The organism is Rothia mucilaginosa, assembly GCF_001548235.1.
GTDB classification, from domain to species: Bacteria; Actinomycetota; Actinomycetes; order Actinomycetales; family Micrococcaceae; genus Rothia; species Rothia mucilaginosa_B.
This window is the reverse complement of sequence record NZ_AP014938.1, coordinates 1,649,811-1,670,027: the sequence shown is the minus strand read 5'-3', so window position 1 is coordinate 1,670,027 and position 20,217 is coordinate 1,649,811. Positions and strand designations below refer to the sequence as shown.

General features: G+C 58.7%; 17 protein-coding genes. 10 read left to right on the top strand and 7 right to left on the bottom strand.

The window, feature by feature from the left end; genetic code table 11:
* Window positions 1-226: 226 nt before the first annotated feature.
* From RM6536_RS06600 to RM6536_RS06580, 5 genes are all read left to right on the top strand, one after another.
* Window positions 227-1,489, top strand: a complete 1,263-nt coding sequence (locus tag RM6536_RS06600) for a glutamyl-tRNA reductase (protein WP_060824513.1) — start codon at window positions 227-229, stop codon at window positions 1,487-1,489.
* A gap of 202 nt (window positions 1,490-1,691) precedes the next feature.
* Window positions 1,692-1,919 (top strand): DUF3107 domain-containing protein, encoded by a 228-nt coding sequence (locus tag RM6536_RS06595; protein WP_060824512.1) that lies wholly within the window; start codon window positions 1,692-1,694, stop codon window positions 1,917-1,919.
* A gap of 505 nt (window positions 1,920-2,424) precedes the next feature.
* Complete coding sequence (locus RM6536_RS06590) at window positions 2,425-4,182, top strand: DEAD/DEAH box helicase (protein ID WP_060824511.1); 1,758 nt, start codon at window positions 2,425-2,427, stop codon at window positions 4,180-4,182.
* Window positions 4,183-4,190: 8 nt separating this feature from the next.
* A complete protein-coding gene (locus tag RM6536_RS06585; RefSeq protein WP_060824510.1) occupies window positions 4,191-5,462 on the top strand; it encodes a DNA-methyltransferase in 1,272 nt (423 codons plus the stop codon).
* 202 nt (window positions 5,463-5,664) lie between these two features.
* Window positions 5,665-6,489, top strand: coding sequence for an S-layer homology domain-containing protein (locus RM6536_RS06580; protein ID WP_231917946.1), 825 nt, complete (start codon window positions 5,665-5,667; stop codon window positions 6,487-6,489).
* A 47-nt stretch (window positions 6,490-6,536) separates the two neighbouring features.
* Here the strand turns inward: RM6536_RS06580 and RM6536_RS09030 are convergent, their stop codons facing one another.
* Window positions 6,537-7,136: a hypothetical protein gene (locus tag RM6536_RS09030; protein WP_231917945.1), complete on the bottom strand. Its 600-nt coding sequence runs from the start codon at window positions 7,134-7,136 to the stop codon at window positions 6,537-6,539.
* 221 nt (window positions 7,137-7,357) lie between these two features.
* Between RM6536_RS09030 and RM6536_RS06575 the strand changes: the two genes are divergently transcribed.
* A complete protein-coding gene (locus tag RM6536_RS06575) occupies window positions 7,358-9,022 on the top strand; it encodes a hypothetical protein (RefSeq protein ID WP_060824508.1) in 1,665 nt (554 codons plus the stop codon).
* 53 nt (window positions 9,023-9,075) lie between these two features.
* On the opposite strand, the gene RM6536_RS06570 is transcribed toward RM6536_RS06575, so the two are convergent.
* Both RM6536_RS06570 and RM6536_RS06565 read right to left on the bottom strand, forming a co-directional pair.
* Window positions 9,076-9,903, bottom strand: coding sequence for an S-layer homology domain-containing protein (locus tag RM6536_RS06570; RefSeq protein ID WP_231917944.1), 828 nt, complete (start codon window positions 9,901-9,903; stop codon window positions 9,076-9,078).
* Between the two features lie 187 nt (window positions 9,904-10,090).
* Window positions 10,091-11,065 carry a PHP domain-containing protein gene (locus tag RM6536_RS06565; RefSeq protein WP_060824507.1) on the bottom strand — a complete coding sequence of 325 codons (975 nt, stop codon included), beginning with the start codon at window positions 11,063-11,065 and terminating at the stop codon, window positions 10,091-10,093.
* 216 nt (window positions 11,066-11,281) lie between these two features.
* Between RM6536_RS06565 and RM6536_RS06560 the strand changes: the two genes are divergently transcribed.
* Window positions 11,282-12,811: an aminopeptidase P family protein gene (locus tag RM6536_RS06560; RefSeq protein ID WP_060824506.1), complete on the top strand. Its 1,530-nt coding sequence runs from the start codon at window positions 11,282-11,284 to the stop codon at window positions 12,809-12,811.
* A gap of 165 nt (window positions 12,812-12,976) precedes the next feature.
* On the opposite strand, the gene RM6536_RS06555 is transcribed toward RM6536_RS06560, so the two are convergent.
* Window positions 12,977-13,969, bottom strand: coding sequence for a hypothetical protein (locus RM6536_RS06555; RefSeq protein WP_060824505.1), 993 nt, complete (start codon window positions 13,967-13,969; stop codon window positions 12,977-12,979).
* A gap of 130 nt (window positions 13,970-14,099) precedes the next feature.
* Here RM6536_RS06555 and RM6536_RS06550 point away from each other — a divergent pair, with 130 nt between their 5' ends.
* Genes RM6536_RS06550 through RM6536_RS06540 form a run of 3 tightly spaced genes read left to right on the top strand, consistent with a single transcriptional unit; the run spans window position 14,100 to window position 17,563 of the window.
* Window positions 14,100-15,428 carry a magnesium transporter MgtE N-terminal domain-containing protein gene (locus RM6536_RS06550; RefSeq protein ID WP_060824504.1) on the top strand — a complete coding sequence of 443 codons (1,329 nt, stop codon included), beginning with the start codon at window positions 14,100-14,102 and terminating at the stop codon, window positions 15,426-15,428.
* Window positions 15,421-16,371 (top strand): DUF1003 domain-containing protein, encoded by a 951-nt coding sequence (locus tag RM6536_RS06545; protein ID WP_060824503.1) that lies wholly within the window; start codon window positions 15,421-15,423, stop codon window positions 16,369-16,371. The genes RM6536_RS06550 and RM6536_RS06545 overlap by 8 nt, the downstream gene beginning before the upstream one ends.
* Window positions 16,361-17,563, top strand: a complete 1,203-nt coding sequence (locus RM6536_RS06540; protein ID WP_060824502.1) for a P-loop NTPase — start codon at window positions 16,361-16,363, stop codon at window positions 17,561-17,563. Before RM6536_RS06545 ends, RM6536_RS06540 begins: the two co-directional genes overlap by 11 nt.
* Before the next feature lie 122 nt (window positions 17,564-17,685).
* Here the strand turns inward: RM6536_RS06540 and RM6536_RS06535 are convergent, their stop codons facing one another.
* The 3 genes from RM6536_RS06535 to RM6536_RS06525 all read right to left on the bottom strand — a co-directional run bounded on the left by RM6536_RS06535 (window position 17,686) and on the right by RM6536_RS06525 (window position 20,128).
* Complete coding sequence (locus tag RM6536_RS06535) at window positions 17,686-18,063, bottom strand: twin-arginine translocase TatA/TatE family subunit (protein ID WP_060824501.1); 378 nt, start codon at window positions 18,061-18,063, stop codon at window positions 17,686-17,688.
* 278 nt (window positions 18,064-18,341) lie between these two features.
* On the bottom strand, window positions 18,342-19,721 hold the full coding sequence (locus RM6536_RS06530; protein WP_060824500.1) for a hypothetical protein: 1,380 nt from the start codon (window positions 19,719-19,721) through the stop codon (window positions 18,342-18,344).
* A gap of 5 nt (window positions 19,722-19,726) precedes the next feature.
* Complete coding sequence (locus tag RM6536_RS06525; protein WP_060824499.1) at window positions 19,727-20,128, bottom strand: hypothetical protein; 402 nt, start codon at window positions 20,126-20,128, stop codon at window positions 19,727-19,729.
* Between the last annotated feature and the right edge of the window lie 89 nt (window positions 20,129-20,217).

Here is a 20,217-nt window from a genome sequence, read left to right as displayed (position 1 = left end):
ATTTGCGCGGCGAATACGCAGGTAAAGCACCGAATACGCCCCTTCACATTCCGGCACGTTCTCCCCTGCCGGCGCTTTTGAATTGCCGCCAGCACCCCGCCAACGCCCCGGCGGATACCCCCGCCTCCTGTCCACTATGTGGCGCCCACTAAGCCACGTGGAGCCATGAACTTAGGTTCTGTGAGCTTTACAGGGGCTTAGTCGGCGTGGTTATGATTAATCTCTAGTGAGTACTTATGCATTTGTGGCATCGCACCACACCGTTGATCTGACCACCGTCGCTGCGTTGAGCGCCGGTGCCTCCGGCGTACCCGATGTTCTGGCGAGCGATATGGCGCGTCAGCTGGGCGTGAAGGGTGCAGTCGTTCTTGCCACCTGTAACCGTCTTGAAATGTATGTTCAGCTACACGTATCCGCCCATGTGCCCATGGTTCGTGAGCTGATTGTCGACTCTATTGCGCGCACCTCCGGGCTGGACAAAGAACTGGTCAATTCCAGCTTCGATGTGTACGCCGATGACGAGGCCGCACGCCACCTGCTGACGGTCGCCTCCGGCCTGGAATCTGCCGTGGTCGGCGAACGTGAAATCGCCGGTCAGGTGCGCCGCGCCCTGGCTGCCGCGCAGGCGAAGGCTCAAGAGGACGGCGTGCCCCTTCCCGGTGAGCTGGTTCAGCTATTTGAACATGCGGCGCATACCGCTCGTCAGGTGGGTCAGCATACGGCACTTGGCGCTCAGGGCCGCTCCATCGTATCTGTTGCCCTCGATCTTGCGGATGAGGTTGCCGAAAAGGATTGGGCAACCCGCCGCGCCCTGATTTTTGGTACGGGTGCTTACGCGGGCGCAACCATTGCGGCGCTGCGCGAGCGCGGTTGCACCGATATTTGGGTCAATTCCCGTTCGGGTCGTGCCGCCGAGTTCGCGGCAAAGCGCGAGGTTTCTGCGGTGCCGGTGGACGGCATGGAGCAGGCGATGGCTTCTGCCGACGTCATTATTGGCTGCTCCGGCGGTTCCGATCCGTTGCTTCCCGAGCAGATTCCGGCCGGTCACCACACGATCCTCGACCTGGCTCTTTCGCGTGACTTTGATCCCTCGGTCGCTGACCTGCCGAACGTTGAGCTGATTACCCTCGAATCGGTGCGTCTTGCCGCCCCCGAGGAAACCGAGGAGTCCGTGGCGACGGCTACCCGCATCGTGGAGTCTGAGCTTACGGCGTTCCTGTCTCGTCAGCGTTCCCGCACGATTGACTCCGCGATTGTTGCGTTGCGCTCGCACACTATGGCTGTGCTGGATTCCGAGCTGGAGAAGGTGCGTAGCCAGTTTGGTTGCGGTGCGGCGACGGAGCAGTTTGAGCTGGCGATGCGCCGCATGGTGAAGTCCCTGCTGCACACCCCGACGGTGCGCGCCAAGAAGCTTGCGGCAGAGGGCCGCACGGAGGATTACGTGCAGGCGCTGGAGACCCTCTACGGTATTCAGGTGGAGGACTCTTAAGAGCCTCCTCTTCCCCGCCACGTTTTTCTGTGTTTTGCGTTTGCTGTTGGTGTTCGTCGGTGGAGTATTTTATTAGCCCCCGGCGAAGCGGTGCCTGTTCATGGCGTCGGCTAGTTCATGCGCGCTAGAGTAGAAGCTAAGTAAGGTAAGTTTCTTTCCGTGCGCACGCATAGCGGCGCCGGACTATTCTGCGAGGAGACTCATGGAAATCAAGATTGGCGTTCGCCACATTGCTCGTGAAATTATTGTTGAGACCAGTGAGGCTAAGGAAATCCTCATGGAGAAGGTCTCGAAGGCTATTGAGGATGGCTCGCTGCTGCAGATTATGGACGATAAGGGCAACACCACTCTGATTCCCGGTGCTCAGATTGGCTACGTTGAGCTGGGTTCCGACGCGAAGCGTCACGTGGGCTTCGGTATCGGCGCCTAATTACTTCGGTAGCTACTCCCCCCTTAGCTTTAGCTCTCCCCCGCATCCGCAATGATGCGTAACCGCGCTATATGCGCTATGTGCGTGCGCTGTATGCGCCGTACGGTTACGCCGTGCCGGATGCGGGGGTTTGCGTTTTAAACCGCCCGTGCGAAAACCTCGCGGCACCCGGTTTTGGGGCGGTATATCGCCCATCACGGGCGCACACCACAACCGATCGGGGGTGCGCCGGAAGCAAATCCGGGTTAATATTGAGGGGTTAAGTGAATGACCGGTCGTACCCCTTTCAAGACCCCGAGGCTGCACCGCCTTCTCATCATGAATGAACCATGAGTAATAACCATGTGTGCAGGCGGCGTCTCGGTAAGAATTTCCCGTGTAAGAATTTCCCGCGGCCGGCTTTCGACGCCCGCCCGTCACCGCCTCCACCGCAGGGGCGCTGGCTGGTGCACCCCCAATTCTGGGGAGAAACACACCCCGAGCAGGGGTAGAAAGATACGGTCCAGTGACTGAAACGAACACGCAGGAAACCACTCAGACTGCAAAGTCCTTCGCCGACTTCGGCGTTCGCCAGGATATTAGCGACGCCCTCGCGGCGGTTGGCATTACCTCCCCCTTCCCCATCCAGGAGCTGACTCTTCCCGTGGCTCTGTCTGGCCAGGACATCATCGGTCAGGCAAAGACCGGTACCGGTAAGACCCTCGGCTTTGGTCTGCCCACCATTCAGCGTGTGGTCGGCCGCGACGATGAGGGTTGGGCTGATTTGGAGTACCCCGGTGCACCTCAGGCGCTGATCCTGGTTCCGACCCGTGAGCTTGCTATTCAGGTGGGTGAGGACCTGGCGATTGCTGCGAAGCTGCGCAACGCCCGCGTCGCCACCCTGTACGGCGGTGTGCCGATTGAGCCTCAAGCTGAGCTGCTGCGCCGCGGCCTGGAGGTTGCGGTGGGTACCCCCGGCCGCATTATCGACCTGTACCAGCAGGGCTTCCTGAACCTGAAGCAGGTCAAGATCGTGGTCCTCGATGAGGCTGACGAGATGCTGGATTTGGGTTTCCAGCCGTCGGTTGAGAAGATCCTCAGCTACCTGCCCGAGGACCGCCAGACCATGCTGTTCTCCGCAACCATGCCCGGCCCGGTCATTGCGATGGCACGCCAGTACATGACCAAACCCATGCGCATTAGCGCCGCTGACCCCGAGGACGCCTCGAAGACTAAGGCGTCGATCCGCCAGGTCGTCTACCGTGCGCACCACCTGGACAAGGACGAGATGATTGGCCGCATTCTGCGTGCTACCGGCCGCGGCCGTACCGTCATCTTCACCAAGACCAAGCGTGATGCTGCCCGCGTGGCGGAGGAGCTGGTGAACCGTGGCTTCGCTGCCGCTCCCCTGCACGGTGACCTGAACCAGGTCGCGCGTGAGCAGGCGCTGAAGGCGTTCCGCACCGGCAAGGTCGATATTCTGGTTGCGACCGACGTGGCGGCTCGCGGTATTGACGTTGAAGACGTGACCCACGTGATTAACCACCGCGTGCCTGAGGATGAGAAGACCTACCTGCACCGTACCGGCCGTACCGGTCGTGCGGGCAATGAGGGTACCGCCGTGACCCTGGTTGACTGGGATGACCTGCCGCGATGGAAGGTCATTAACGACGCCCTGGAGCTGGGTGTTCCCGAGCCGGTTGAAACCTACTCTTCCTCTGAGCACCTGTTCTACGACCTGAACATTCCGCTTGGCACCAAGGGCCGCCTGCCGCGCGAGGAGCGTGTGGCTGAGGGCATGGGCGATGAGTTCTTTGAGAGCGCCCGCGATTCTCGTGATGGCCGTCCGGCTCGTTCTCGCGGTGGCCGCGACGGTGGCCGTTCTGGCGGTCGTGACGGTGAGAAGGGTTCGCGCCGTTCCCGCGGTTCCCGTGACGGTGGCCGTGAGGGCCGTTCCGGTGAGGGCCGCGGCGAGCGCCGTAGCCGCTCCGAGGGCCGCAAGCGCACTGAGCGTTCCGACCGTTCCGAGCGTGCAGAGCGTTCTGCTGAGCGTGCAGAGCGTAACGAGCAGGGCGCATCCGAGCGTACCGAACGTTCTTCTGAGCGTTCTGAGCGTGCGCCTCGTCAGCGTCGCCGTACCCGCCGTGTTGAGGGTCAGCCGGTGGAGGGTGAGGGTCGCCGCCGCACCCGCCGCCGCTCTGAAGGCTCTCGCACTGAGGGTTCTCGCGCTGAGGGTTCTCGCGGTAAGGGCCGTGGCGCTGACCGTGCTGGTTCTGAAGGCTAGGGTCGGGGTTGGGTATTTCAGCATCCCCGACGCCTGCCGCGCCCTCCCCTGCCGCTGAGGCGCACCCCGCGGATTCGGCTGTTTTCGATCCGCAGGGCCCGTCGCTGCTGGTGCAGGCAGATAACCTGGAGTATCTGCGTGAGCTGCCCGATGGTGCGTTCACCGTGATTTACATTGACCCACCGTTCAATACGGGTAAGAAGCAGACGCGCCGCACTTTGAGCGCGGAGGCTTCTGAGAAGGGTGACCGCACCGGTTTTAAGGGCAAGAGCTATTCAAGCACCCTGCAGACTCTGGCGAGCTATAACGACTCGTTCGAGGATTATTGGGCGTTCCTAGCGCCGCGTATTGAGCAGGCGCATCGTCTGCTCGCGCAGGACGGCACCCTGTACCTGCACCTGGATTGGCGTGAGGTTCATTATGTGAAGATTATGTGCGACATGATTTTTGGTCGTGAGAACTTCATTAATGAGCTGATTTGGGCTTATGACTACGGTGCGAAGTCTACGCGCCGCTGGCCGACGAAGCACGATAATATTTTGGTGTACGCGAAGGATCACCGCAGCTACTATTTCAACACTGCGGAGGTTGATCGTGAACCGTATATGGCTCCCGGTTTGGTGACTGAGGAGAAGGCTTCTCGCGGTAAGCTCCCTACGGATGTGTGGTGGCATACTATTGTGTCGCCGACGGGTAAGGAGAAGACGGGGTATCCCACGCAGAAGCCTACGGGCCTGTTGCGTCGTATGATTGCGGCGAGTTCCCGCCCGGGTGATTGGGTGTTGGATTTCTTCGCTGGTTCTGGTTCTACGGGTGCGGCGGCGGCTCAGTTGGGCCGTAAGTTCGTGTGTGTGGATCAGAATCCGCCGGCTATTGAGGTGATGGCTAAGCGTCTGGGCGTGGATTCGGTGTCTTTTGAGGCGTACCGTGGTGTGCCGCGTGGGGCGAGTGTGCTGTTCACGCCGAAGCGTACGGTGGGTGTTCGTGGCGGTACGAGTCGTGATGCGTTGACGGCGGCGAGCCGTCATGCGTTGAAGGCTGTGTTGGATACGCTCACGGAGACTACGCAGCCGGTTGAGGGTGCGTCGTGCCGGTTTGTGCGTCACCGTTCGATGGATGCGGTGGATAAGAAGATGCGTATTGATGGTCGTGATGAGTTGCGTCGTCAGCGTCAGCATCAGGCGCGGGCTAAGGCTCGTGCGGCGCGGGCGGCTGCTCAGCGGGATGCGGTTGCTGCGGGTGCGGTGTTGCAGCATCATGCCTCGCGTGAGAGCGTCTAGGCTGTCTTTTCTGCGCATTCGTGAGAGCACGCGTTAAGAGTGTGGGGCGGGTTCCCGATTAGGAACCCGCCCCATTCTTTTGTTTTCACCCCATTGCATATTCCTTAAATCTCTACCTGAAGGTTAGGATTTTTGATACGCTGAGAACGTCCTACTCATGAGGGTGCACAAAGATTGTGCACCCCCTGTTTGTGAAGGAGCTATGATGCTTCGACAATTATTCACCCGCCCCACGAAGCGGGCTATCCAGACCGGTGGTGCCGTGCTGCTGGCAGGCGCCATGGTGTGCGGTAGCGTGCCGGCGTATGCCATTGGGTCGGTTAAGCCCCGTCAGGCTACACCTATCGCACAACCAAACGAACCCGCAGTAACCTGCACTGATAGGGCTCTTTTCCGTTATATGGCAAATACAGCTCTAGCAAAGGAACTTGTATTCGACTGGGCTGAGTGTGCTGGTCTAATTACCGAATATCAAAAACACCAGCTATTTATTAAATCTCCAGTTATCTCTCGCGGGCAGTTTGTGGAGTATTTGTATCGTCTGTCGGGTTCTCCCGAGGTGAAGAATCTTCCGGGGCAGTCTCCGTATGGTGATATTAAGACTGATGATCCGCGTTTTCCTGTGGTGATGTGGGCTCGTGAGCGGGGTATTACGTGGGGTTGGAGTGATGGGAATTTCCATTACGATACCCCCGCCAGCGATTCCACGATTGCACTCATGCTGTACCGTTTGGCTGGTAAGCCGGACGTGAATGTCCCTGAATATCACAGGGAAGCATGGAGCGACCCCTGGGATAAAGAATGGCCCAATATGCCTTACGGTTCAGAGCTGCATAAGGCTTATTTGTGGATTACCCAAAAGATTTCTTTAGAGAAAGAAGGATACATCAACGAATATTATAATGTTCGATTCGGAATGAATTTCAATGCACAATCAGGGAAAAATAGTTGGTTCACCTTCGCAGAATACGATTTAGCTTTTTCAGCTTTGCGAGTCGCTGACTCTCTGGGAGCATTCGACAAGTAATCATAGTGCCCCGCAGAATAAATGCGGGGCACAGCTACTTTTCGCTCTTATACGGTTATAGAGAGCTTCTTCTCAGGAGTTTCTTCCTCTTTAATTCCAAGATTATATGAGTAGTGATTAACTTCAATTCTGGCATACTTATATAGCGGTTTATCAACGCGTAGGATCCAGTTATTTGTCAGCAATTTTATCTGGTCACTAGTACGTTGCTTACTAGATTGATGACAGGTGTCGAAAGCATTTGCCCCGATGATGTTAAGGCGTCCGGCTCCTCCTTCAATATAGAACCCCCATCGTGCTGCGAGAGCCGTATCAAGCGAAAATTTATCCTCTGGATTGTCACTATCTTCGTAGGGATTATCAGAACGTACTCCCGTGAAAGTGCAGTCGCTAGCCCATGAGCTGATATACCAGTTTGCTGCCTCATGGTTATGTGCTGGCTTTGAGACTGCGTCATGCCAACTGGAGGACTCACCGATACAGCCCACATAGTTATTCCGCGGCATGAGGGCAAACCATCCGTGGCCACCATTCTCTTGAGTAGCACGCCCCTTTCTGTCGCCAAGATACAGAGCAAACCGACACAGTTTCATTCTCTCCTTCAGCTTCAGTGCAATGTTAAAAATCTTTAAAGTAATAGATTTCATAGGCTTTATCAATATATTGAAGAAAATTGAAATATTTACATGAAACTTGAAACGAATTTATGTAAAAATCATAAAATTTCTTGCAAAGGGAAGAAAAAGCGATACACACTAGAGGCATCTTCTGCAGCGCAGCACGGTGCTACGTGCAGAAGGTATCCGTCCACTAACATCACTTCGTCGTGATGAAGGGCAAATAATTCACTCACCTCTAGGAGACATCGATGTCTGAATATCATGCGCCATCGCGGCGCGCCCTTTTGGTAGGAGGAGCTCTTGCCGCAACCACTGCAGGAGTCTCAGCTTTCTCCCCAGCCCATGCGGAGCAAGCAAATAAGCCCGAGGAGTTTATGACTCCTGCCCCGGAATGGGTAGAGAATCCAACGAAGCGGCTAGACGAGTTCCGTACGCGTCTGCAATACCTCACGTACACTACCGAAGCGAGGGCACGCACAGTCCATAATCTTGCGAAGAACGGCCTTCACGTTAATGTTCTGGATTACTGCGTAGACCCCACGGGTGTAGAAGACTGCACCGATCAGCTGAATATGCTGGCGGAGCGGCTCTATTGGCTCGGTGGAGGGTCAATTGAGCTACCTGCCGGTATTTACAAGGTGTCGCACCCCTTCATTCACTTGCTCGATAAGGTGGAGTTTTTCGGTCATGGAATGTCCACCCGAATTATTGCGACGCCCACAGATAAGCTTGATGAAGCAGTTCGTGAAAATCGAGATGAATGTTTCGGTGTTTTCCATACGGGAACTTATCAGGAGCGGACATCTATGAAGGTGACAGATAACCGTCCGATGCGTTTCGGAGTGCGTGATATGTGGATTCGCACGAGCCCTCAAAAAGGGCATATCAACGTAGATCAACTTAGGGATAATACGCATACTAGGGCACCGCTAGCCCATGTGGCAGGGGTTATTCTGCATACTGAGTTTAGGGGTAAGCCTAATGACCCTGAGGCTGTTCCTTCCCTCTCTAACCTAGAAATTTGGGATGTAGATATGGGTGTTGCGATTTTGGGGCTTCATGACCGCGGTATGAAAGTTGATAAAATCCGTGTCCGCAAGTCTTTGCGTCAAGGCTTGCTGGTTGGCAAACCTGTCGGTCATCCGTTGCGCAGGATAGATGACAATAATCCTGGTGGCGCAGACAATAAATTCCTTACAGTAGATATCTCTGATGCCAACCTTTCAGGGAAAAACTACGCCGGAATTGAAATCTACGCCTCCCAATGCAAATTTTTTGGGTCAACCAGCTGGTACAACCGTCGCTCTATACAAAAAAATTCTATCTACGTAACGCGGAAAAAGGACCAGTCCGACGATCAATATACTGCCAAGGCCGGTGCTGGATGGTATGTCGCCGGAACGCGTAACCTCTTTCAAGGATGCACGGCTCAAGAGAATGGCGGCCACGGATGGTTCGCCCTCATGCCGCGGAATAACTATGTAGGCTGTATCGGTGAGTCCTCCAGCTGGCACGACGCAGTCTCAAAGCCAGCACATAACCACGAGGCAGCAAACTGGTATATCAGCTCATGGGCTAGCGACTGCACCTTTACAGGAGTACGCTCAGACAACCCCTACGGGCCAAGCCAAGAAGTACCCCTAGAAAGAATCCTCGCTTCACTGTGGGGCTTCTATCTTGAAGGTAGTGTTAGGCGTTTGAATATTATTGGAGCAAACGCATACGACGAATGCCACATGGACTACGAAGACAATAACAAACCTAAACCCAAGGTTCTGAACGATAAATGGAAGTTTTCTATTAAAAATTCCCTGAACCCACCCTACAAGATTGAAATTAATCAGTATGTCTATAAATCTACTGAGACTCCAGTGGGAACTTCCAATAAAAAAGAATATATAGTTGTGGAATAAATTCATAAACATATCCCCGCTTATGTATTGATACATAAGCGGGGATACGTTTCTTATTTAAATTTGAAAGATTTATCTGCCAGACGAATCACTTCAAAGGCCTGCTCATACGTAGCGTAAGTCAACCACTCAAATTCATCATTAGGTGATACGATACCATGCTGTCGATACGATACGTTCTCGACAGAATCTTTATTATTTGGATTCTGAAGACCATAGTATAACCAGGTGTATGCCTTATGAAGCTCCGAATTATAGGGCATATTCGGCCATTTTTCCTTCCAAGGAGTATATAGGAAATAGGCATTAGGATCGTCTACTTCTACCGTTACGTTTGGACTACCCGCCAATCGATACACCATCAAGGCAGTAGCAGCCTCACTAGCAGGGGTATCGTAATGGAAATTCCCATCACTCCAACCCCAGGTAATGCCCCGCTGACGAGCCCACATCACCACAGGAAAACGCGGATCATCAGTCTTGATATCACCATACGGAGACTGAGTCGGAAGATTCTTCACCTCGGGAGAACCTGACAGACGGTATAGATACTCCACAAACTGGCCGCGAGAAATAACACTATCTTTCTTGACCATTTGGTACTTCTGACGCTCAGAAATCAGACCAACACACTGTGCCCAACTAAAGATAACGCGACGCCCCAACTCGCCATCTTGCCGATAATACTCATACTCTGCGCGGTCGTTACAGGTCACTGCCGGTTCATCCGGTTGCACAATAGGGGTCACCTCGTGAGGCTTCAAATGCCCGGTGGCATACGCCGGAACACTGCCGCACACCATGGCACCAGCCAAGAGTACAGCGCCGCCAGCCTGGATAGCCCGCTTCGTAGGACGGGCGAATAATTGTCGAAGCATCATAGCTCCTTCAAAATAGGGGGGCACAATCTTTGTGCACCCTCATGAGTGGAACGTTCTCAGCGTATCAAAAATCCTAACCTTCAGGTAGAGATTTAAAGAATATGCAATGAGGTGAAAACAAAAGAATGGGGCGGGTTCCTTAGTTAGGAACCCGCCCCGCACTCTTTCGTCTTACTACTGGGTCTTACTACTGAGTTGCCAGTAGCTCGCGGATACGCGCCACCGTCGCCGCATCCGTCGTATTCTCACCCAGCAGGTTCGGCTTACCCGCACCGTGATAATCACTCGAACCCGTCACCAGCATCTCACGGCCCGCCGCGCGCTGACGCTCAATGAACTCCAGCAGACGCGCCCGGTCCTCCGGGGAGTTCTCACGGTGATACACCTCCACGCCCGCCAGGCCAGCGTCCACCATCAAGCCCAGGTACTCCAGGCTCAACGCGGGCCCACGCATCGTACTCATCGGATGCGCAATCACCGGCACACCCCCAGCCTCACGCACCAGACGCACCGCCTCCAACGGATCCAGTGCCTGCTGCGGCACATAGTAGGGGCTGCCCGTGTACAGCAGCTTCGCAAAAGCCTCAGAACGGTCAGCAACCACGCCGGCAGCAACCAGCGCATCAGCAATATGGGGGCGGCCCACCGCCGTGTTCCCCTCCCCCACCTGAGCCAACACGTCATCCCAGGTCAGCGGGTAGTCAGCGGCAAGACGGCCCACAATAGCCTGCGCACGGCCCTCACGGCTGGCACGAATCGCCTCCACACGGCGCGCCAACTCCGAACCCACCGGGTCAAAACCATAAGCGAGCAGATGAATAGTCTTCGTGCGCGCACGGCCCTCACCGTCGGTGTACCGGTAACGGCAGGAGAACTCGGCACCCGGCAGAAAATCCAGACCGTGCTCATCCGCCAGCTGAGCCGCCTGCGCCCACCCGGCCGTCGTATCGTGATCAGTGAGCGCGAAACCCGCCAACCCGGCGCGAGCAATCAGCGGCACCAGCTCGGTCAGGCTCTGCGTGCCGTCAGAAATAGCGGAGTGAATATGCAGATCGTAGCGCCCGGCAGGGTTCAGGTTTTCAGGCGCGCCCGATTCAGCGGGCTGCGGTACCTGCTGCGCAGTATTTTGCGGTGCACTATTTCGGTGTTCTGTCTGCGTCATCTTCTCTCCTTCCCCGCCCCTGCTAGTTCGTCGCCACCTCAGCGGGGTTTTAAGGCATATCATCTACTCTTCTGATTCAACCCTACCAATATCGGCGGCGCAATATCGGGTACCCGGTCGCAGGTCAAAGATATATTCTGCCCCACCGCGCCCGCTCTTATGGTCAAAAGCGCTAAAACACCTGCCCACCTGTAATGAAGAGGCTATGATTAACCCATGACTGAGAACAATGAGAAGAGCACCGAAGCTCAGAAGACTGACCACCGCAGCACCCCTAAGGCGTCTGCGTTCACCGAATTCATTGCCGCAAACTGGGCACCTGCCGAAGATGACGGCTACACCCGCGAGCCCGTAGCAGACTACGCCGCTGAGCGCCGCGCCAAGATCTCCAAGGCATTCCCCGGCGAGCGCCTCGTCCTGCCCGCAGGCCCGCTGAAGGTCCGCTCCAACGACTGCGACTACCGCTTCCGCCCCCACTCGGCGTTTGCGCACCAGACCGGCCTGGGCATCGACCACGAGCCTGACGCTGTGCTGATCTTCGAGCCCGTCGAAGAGGGTACCGGCGACAACGGCTCCAACCACGAGGTCACCCTGTACTTCCGTCCGCTGGCTGGCCGCGACACCGCAGAGTTCTACGCGGATGCACGCTACGGCGAGTTCTGGGTTGGCCCCCGCCCCACCCTGAAGGAGTTCTCCGAGCGTTACGGTCTGCGTACCCGCGACCTGTCCGAGCTTGAGGTTGCTATCACCAAGAACGCCGGCAACCAGGGCCTGGGCGGCGTGAATATCCGCCTGGTCCGCAACGTTGACCCGGCTGTTGACGCTCTGGTTGACACTTCCCGCTACAACACCGGCGTGGAGCTGGAGCAGGCTGACAAGCTGGACTCCGAACTGGCTGTGGCTCTCTCCGAGGCTCGCCTGATTAAGGACGCTATCGAGATTGAGAACCTGCAGCGTTCCGTTGACCTGACCGTCAAGGGCTTCGAAGAGGTCATTCGCTCCCTGCCGAAGGCTGTTGCACACCACCGCGGTGAGCGCGTCGTTGAGACTGCGTTCTTCTCCGTGGCACGTACCGACGGTAACGACCTGGGCTACGACACCATCGCAGCGTGCGGTAACAACGCAACCATCCTGCACTGGATCCGCAACAACGGCACCGTCGATGACGGCAAGCTGCTGCTGCTGGACGCAGGCGTTGAGGACGACACCCTGTACACCGCAGACGTGACCCGCACCTTCCCCGTGAACGGTAAGTTCACCGAGGTTCAGGCGAAGGTCTACAACGCTGTGCTGGAGGCTGCTGACGCCGCATTCGCTGTGGCTAAGCCGGGCCGTAAGTTCCACGAACTGCACGACGCCGCGATGGAGGTTCTGGCTCACCGTCTGGAAGAGTGGGGCTTGCTGCCGGTTTCTGCCGAGGTTTCCCTCACCATTGAGGGCGGTCAGCACCGCCGCTGGATGCCGCACGGCACCAGCCACCACCTGGGCCTGGACGTGCACGACTGCGCGCAGGCGAAGGCTGAACTGTACATGTGGGCTGAACTGGAGCCGGGCATGGTCTTCACCATTGAGCCGGCACTGTACTTCAAGGAAGAGGACATGTCTATCCCCGAGGAATACCGCGGTATCGGTATCCGCCTTGAGGACGACGTGCTCTGCACCGAGGACGGCAACGTGAACCTCTCCGCTGCGCTGCCGCGCACCGTTGAGGGCATCGAGGAGTGGATGGCGAAGCTGGCGAAGTAAGCCTGACTCTTCACGCCACTAACACCGGTTAGTGCCGGTTGTATGTGCATAGCGAAGGCCCCTCACCGATTCGTTCGGTGAGGGGCCTTCGCGTATCTTCTACGCTGCGTATCTTCTATGCCTGTTTCCCGCTGTTGTGGGTGGCTACCGCCGTTGTGGGTTCGGTTATTCGGAGTCCTGCGAGGACTTATCGTGCAGGCCCTGCGGGCGCGGAGTCGGACGCTGCGGCTTGGGCTGAATCAGCTTCGCGTATTCTTCCGGGTCATCCACGCGCAGACCGTACCGCTGAGCCGGGCGCTTCTGCGTATCTGACTTCTGAGCGGTCGCCTGGCCGGTACTTGCCTGTTCAGTGCTGGTCGGTTCCTGTTCAGCAGGCTGAGCGGGCTGAGCGGGCTGAGCGGGGGCAACCGGTGCCGGCATGTTCTGCGCCGCGCTCTGAGCCACCGCGTTCTGCGCGGTCGTATCACGCTCGGGTAGGTTCTGGTTCGGCGCCGGCTGGCTACCCGCCTGCGCACGGTACGAGGGAGCCTTAGGTGCGCCAGTCGGAACCGGTGCGCCATTCATCGAGACGGTGCTCTGAGCTGCACGAGCCTGCGAAGCTTCCGGGGCAGCCGCCGCACGCGCAGCCGCAACCGCCGCCGAGAAGCGAGGGTGGGCACCCAGCACGCGGCGCGCATCCTGAGCGTACTCCGGCAGGGCGTACATCACGGTGCGCGAGGGAATCGCCTCGGTACGCATCGGGTAACGAACACCCCTGCCGCGGCGCAGAATGAACATCTGCCACAGCACAAACACCACCACCGACAGCGGCACGTACTTTAGTGCCACCGACGTAAAAGAGTCACCGGTCAGCGTCAACAGCACCGAAAACACCAGGCCCATCGACGCACCCTGAATCGCCGAAGAAATCAGGGCACGACCATAACCGGGCTGTACCGGGTACTCCACCTGGCGGATACCGTCATTGACCAGGTACAGCGCCGTAACCGGATAATCCTGCTCGCTGAGCACATCAAAAGCGGCGAGCGCATCATCGTGACGGACGAAGGAAGCGATTGCCTCACCGGCGGGCAGGGGCTTGCCCTGAGCCTGCGCCAGGCGCGACGCCAGATATGAAGAAGGCGGGGTCGAGGGAATATTCGGCAGGTTAGAAGTCATGGCTCCTATTCTACCGCCCACCCCAACCCTGGACCCGGTGGGCAGTCAGCTCCTCTACAGGCGTAGCAAACACCTGTTCAATTAGGCTTCTCAAAGTGCGAATCCCTGCGGCGGAGCGTACCCTAGAGAGGTGAGCAATTCGAAGTTCAGCACCCCCAGCAAGATTTACATTGCCCGCCTTTTGGGCCTCGACGTTTTTGACCCCTTCGGTGACCGCCTCGGCCGTCTCCGAGACGTCGTCGTGCTCAAACGCGGGCTGGGCGCATCCATTGCGGGCGCCCGCCCCGCCAAGGGCAGCGAACCCATTGTTGTCGGCATCATCGTTGAGGTGCTCGGCAAGAAACGCGTGTTCATGCCCATGACCCGTGTGCGAAGTATCGACGCTTCACAGATCATTTCAACCGGCCTGGTGAACCTGCGCCGTTTTGAGCAGCGCAACTCTGAGACTCTCATCGTCGGTGAGCTCTTTGACCGCCGCGTGCGCCTGCTCGACGGCAGCGGTGACGCCGTCATTGAGGACGTCGCCATTGAGCAGCGCCGCAACGGCGACTGGGGCGTAACCGAGCTGTTCGTTTCCCGCGTCAGCTCCTCCTCCAGCACGTGGCGCCGCCGCTCCAAGGAGACCCTCATCGTCGACTGGGACGAGGCTCTGCTCTCCACCGACGTGGAACCGCAGGCGGCAACCGCGTTCGTCGCTAACCACGAGAACTCCAAGCCCGCCGACCTTGCAGACGCTATCCACGAGATGAGCGATAAGCGCATGGTCGAAATCGCCGCCGAACTGCAAGATGAGCGCCTTGCAGACGTTCTGCAGGAGCTGCCCGCCGAGGACCAGGTGCAGATTCTGTCGCACCTGGACGACGAGCGTGCCGCGCAGGTCCTCGAAGAAATGGAACCGGACGACGCCGCCGACCTTCTCATCGAACTGGACGACGCCCAGCGTGAAAAGCTGCTCCAACTCATGGAACCCGACGAAGCAGACGATGTGCGTCGACTGCTCGAATACGACGAAGGTACCGCCGGTTCGCTCATGAACCCGGTGCCGATTATCCTCTCCCCCGAGGCGACCGTCGCGGAGGCGCTCGCGCACATCCGCGCCGAGGAGATTCCTCCGGCGATGGCGGCTGCCGTCATGGTGACCCGCCCGCCCCTGGAAACGCCGACCGGCAAGTACTTGGGTCTGGTGCACATGCAGAAGCTACTGCGTGTGCCGCCGAGCGAGCCGATCGGTCACATCCTCGATACCGACACTGAGCCTGTCTCTGACCAGGCAAGTTTGGAAGAGCTGGCACGCGTGCTGGCAACCTACGACCTGACCATCGTTCCCATTGTGAACGAATCGCACCGCCTGGTAGGCGCAGTGACCATCGACGACGTGCTCGATGCGCTCCTGCCCGAAGACTGGCGAACTTACGATGATGGAACTCCCGTACGAAAGGTAGGACGACGCTTTGGCTGATTCGAACCGCCGCGACGCAAACCGTACCGAAGAGAACCCCCGCATCGATAAGGCGCGCATTCTCAAAGACCGCCTGGAGAAGAAGTACGCTGAACGCAACCGCGAGCGCGGCGACTCCCGCCCGCAGCGTAGCGACTCGCAGCTGAGCACCCCCGGCACCCGCAAGCCGAAGCTGTTCACGAGTCCCAACCCGGACGCTTTCGGCCGCATGACTGAGGCGTTCGCACGCTACATGGGTACCCCGCAGTTTTTGATGTGGATGACCATTTTCTGTGGCGTATGGCTTGCCTGGAACTCCCTGGCGCCGGAGGAGATGCAGTTCGACCCGCGTAGCCTGAACTTCACCCTGCTGACCCTGATGCTGTCCCTGCAGGCTTCTTACGCTGCTCCCCTGCTGCTGTTGGCGCAGAACCGTCAGGATGACCGCGACCGCGTGGTGGCGTCTGAGGACCGTAAGCGCGACCAGCAGAACCTGGAGGAGACCCAGTACCTGACCCGCGAGATTGCTTCGCTGCGTATTGCTCTGCGTGAGGTTGCGACCCGTGACTTCGTCCGTAGCGAGCTGCGAGACATTCTTGAGGAACTGCAGAACATTGCGCAGGAGCAGGAGCGTCACGCCGAGCAGCTGCAGGACATCAGTGAGGACATTGAGGACCTGGAGGAGGCTATCGACGATATCGACACTTCCGAGGGTGAGGAGAAGGACGCTGAGGAGCAGGGCTCTGATGCCCAGAACTCTGAGGGCCAGAACTCTGAGGGTACTGAGAACGGTACCGAGCAGGCCTCTGACAAGGCTGAACGCTCCGCGAAAGACTCCGAACAGGATTCCCACCGCAGCGAGGATCCCCACCGCGGTGATCTGAGCCAGCCTCAGAGCCGCGAATCTCAGCAGGCACAGCAGCAGGCAGAGCGCGCCCGTGAGGGAGGCGCCCGTGACCGCTAATTCGCCCCTGCAGGATGCGCTCTACGCGGCGCTCGCCCGCGTCGAGGATCCCGAACTGCGCCGCCCCATTACGGAGCTGGGCATGGTTGAGACTGCACTCGTGCATCCTGAACTGGATGAGCGCGGTGAGCCGATTCCCGGTCGCCACTGGGCAGAGGTAAAGGTTCTGCTCACCATTGAGGGTTGCCCGCTGAAGAACACCATCGAACAGCAGGTTCGTGACGCCGCCACCACCGTTGAGGGCATTGAGCGTGTGCAGCTGCAGGTGGGTGCGATGAACCCGCAGCAGCGTTCTGCCCTGCGTTCGATGCTCAAGCCGGAGCGTTCCAACCCGTTCACCGCCCCCGGTTCGCTGACCCGCGTGTTCGGCGTGGTGTCCGGTAAGGGTGGCGTGGGTAAGTCCTCCATGACCGCGAATCTTGCCGCCGCGTTCGCTTCGCGCGGGCTTGCGGTGGGCATTATTGACGCGGATGTGCACGGCTTCTCCATCCCGGGTCTGCTGGGTATTACCGACGCCCCGACCCGCCTGGATGACCTGATTCTTCCGCCGACCGTGGACGTTCCCGCCCCCGCCCAGCGTTGGGGTGAGCAGAAGGTCAGCGGCGGCTTTATTCGCGTGATTTCTATCGGCATGTTCCTCAAGGGCAACGAGCCGGTGGCGTGGCGCGGCCCCATGCTGCACCGCGCCCTGGAGCAATTCATCATGGACGTGCACTTCGGTGCCCTGGATGTGCTACTGCTCGATTTGCCGCCCGGTACCGGCGATATTGCCATCTCCATGGCCCAGCTGCTGCCGAATGCGGAGCTGGTGCTCATTTCCACCCCGCAACACGCCGCGGTGGATGTGGCGGAACGTGCCGGCACCCTGAGCCTGCAGACCGGTCAGAAGGTCGTGGGCGTGGTCGAGAACATGGCTGCCATGACCCTGCCGGACGGTACCGTGCTCGATATGTTCGGTTCTGGCGGCGGTCAGGTGCTCGCTGAGCGTCTTTCGGAGGCGCTCTCCTACCCGGTACCGCTGCTCGGTTCTGTCCCGCTGGACGTGAACCTGCGTACCGGCGGCGACGAGGGCACCCCCGTGGTCTGGGGCCACCCGGATTCGCCCACCGCCGAAGAGATTCAGTCCATCGCCTCGCAGCTACTACACTCGGGCGAGTCGAGGGCGGGTCAGAGCCTGCCGCTCTTCGTCTAAAGGTGTAGGTAGCTGTCTAGGACCAAGCATCTAGAAGCTGCCGGCTAAACAGCACGGCCAAGCAGCCGAGAACAGAAAGAACCCCGCACCATCACGGTGTGGGGTTCTTTCGTTTCAAAATCTTAGGTGGCGTCCACGTCGAAGGGGGCGTATGCGCCTCGCGGAAGAGCACGGCTCTCCGACTTTTCCTTCTCCTTCAGCAGCGCCGCTTCACGTTCCCTTGCCTCACGCTCACGTTCGGCGTCATCCTCAGCGAATGCCTGCTTCACAATCACGCGCGGATCGTACTGGCGGGGGTCGTACTGGCGCCAGTTAATATCTTCCAGACCCGTCTCGCCCAGGGCTTCCTTGAAGTCGTCCTTCGCGTCGAACGCCATGCGGCGCACGGTCTTGACGAATTCACGGATCTGTCGGGCGTATTCGGGCATGCGTTCGGGACCAATCACCACGAACGTGATGATGGCCAAAATAATCAACTCGGTGCCACTAATACCAAACACAGAATATAGATTATCAGTTCCGAGCCAGCACCGCCGAACCCGCGGCGCTTTCTGGACGTGTCTTTAAGCTCTGGACAAGCAGAAGGCGTATGCTACAGCACCGAGGAGGGGCATTGCGCCCACGGCTAAGAGCACCACAGCAGCGGTTTACGGCGGGTAATCCCCACCGCCGGGTTAAACGCTGCGGCTCCAACCGCAGGCACGCCCGCCTCCCGAACGCAAAAGACCGCCGGCAGCACACCGGCGGTCTCAAACAGCCCTTGGATAGTTTCAGCGGTTTACGGCGGGTAATCTCCGCCGCCGGGCAGCTGCTTCCAATGCCACAGCCAGCCCACCCAGCCCCACTGCGTGCACGCACCCGCCACCAGTAGCGCCCAACGATACGCCCGCGAACGGCTCGCCGCCGCCACCACAATCACCAGCGGGAACAACGGCAACAGCAGGCGGAACGTCGACGACTGCGGATTCAAAAACAGAATCAAATACGCAAAATAGCTCAGGCACCACAGGTTCAGCGGAGCCGCCAAAACCCTACGCGCCAACGGGCTCAAACACAGAGCAATAAAGCCCAAAATCAGCAGGGTCAGCAGCACCGGAGCCGCATACCCAAAGTACAGGTAACCCTGCGAAAGCCACGGCTCAATCGGCGCCAAATGGGTGCCGCGCCACGCCGTCTCCGTGGCGGTGTACGCATCCACACGGCCCGTAGCCCACCACGCAATCGCAGGCCACACCAGCGCACACGCACACACCACCAGGGCGCTCACCAGTTGCCCCAGATGACGCACAAACGCCGTACCCATACCCGACTGGCGGCTCGAACGAACCCAGCACGCAAACCACCACAGACCGGCAGCCGCACCCAGGGGCACACCCACCGGGCGGGACAGGCACGCCAAAGCCGCCACAGGAACCAGCAGACCGTAGCGTCCCTGAACCAGGCACAGCAGGGCACCGGCGAGGAACACCAGGTTCAGCGACTCCGCATACGGCACCTGAAGCACAGGGGCAACCGGCAAGAAGGACACCAACGCCACAGCCCACATGGACAGCGCAGAAGGCGACTCCTCACTCCTAAAACCGGTCGCCTTCAACGACGCCTCAAACAGCAGGTAAATCACCCACGCCGCCGCGAAACCGGCAAGCAGAGCGACCGTCGCCGCCACCGGGTAGTACCCGATGCCCGTCGCACGACTAATAGCACCGGAAAGCTGCGGAAAAATCGGATAAAAAGCCCACTGATTCTGCTGAACCGCACCCGTTGCATCCACCGGCAGCTGGCTCGGGTAGCCCTGTACCGCAATCTGCTCATACCAGCCGGCATCCCAGATGCTAATGAACGACAAATAATCCAGGTGCTGACCCCACGGGCTGCGTAGCTGCTGCTGGCCGACCACGGCAAACACAATGAAGCCCCACACGCGAGACAGACCATAAATCAGTAGCACCGACAGCCACGCGGGCAGGGCACGCAGACGCTCCCCCACCCGGTGCAGACGCTCACCGGCGGCGGTATACGCCCAGGTCAGCAGCTCGTCAAAGGACTCGCTCTGCTCCTTTGGGGAGGCGGTGCCAGCGGCAGATTCAGTGGCGGGGTCAGTGGCAGAGTCAGCGTGGGCAGGCGGAACAGGACTAGTGTGCTGCGAAGGAACACTCACCGGCGCTAGCTCCCCTCAGCCGCCGAAGGCACGCCCTCAGCCTGCGGGTTCTTTCGCTTCTCCACAAAGTCATGCGCGCTCAAGGTGCTCTCCGCATCATCAGACAGGGGAACCGCACCGCGGCGAACCGGCTCAGCGGCAGCCACGTTAGCATCAGCAGATTCTGTAGCCGAAGCGGCAGCCTCCGCAGCGGGTGCGTTCTCGAGTGCCTTGTCATCTTCGGGAGCACCGACGAGAGGAGCAATAAAGCCGAAATCCTCCACACGGTCAAAGGTGCCCAAACCATCACGGCCCACACCGCTGAAGAACGCGGCACCGGGCACGGCACGCTCACCGGAGAGCGCCACAACGGAGAGCACCGCAATGCCCGAAATCAGCAGGGCAAGCAGAATCAGAAGAAAGTTCATGTCAATCTCATATCATGCAGGACCGTCAACCCCTGACGGTCACCTAAATTCAAATAGTAGCGCCAGCACCGGCAGAATCAGCGTCGCGG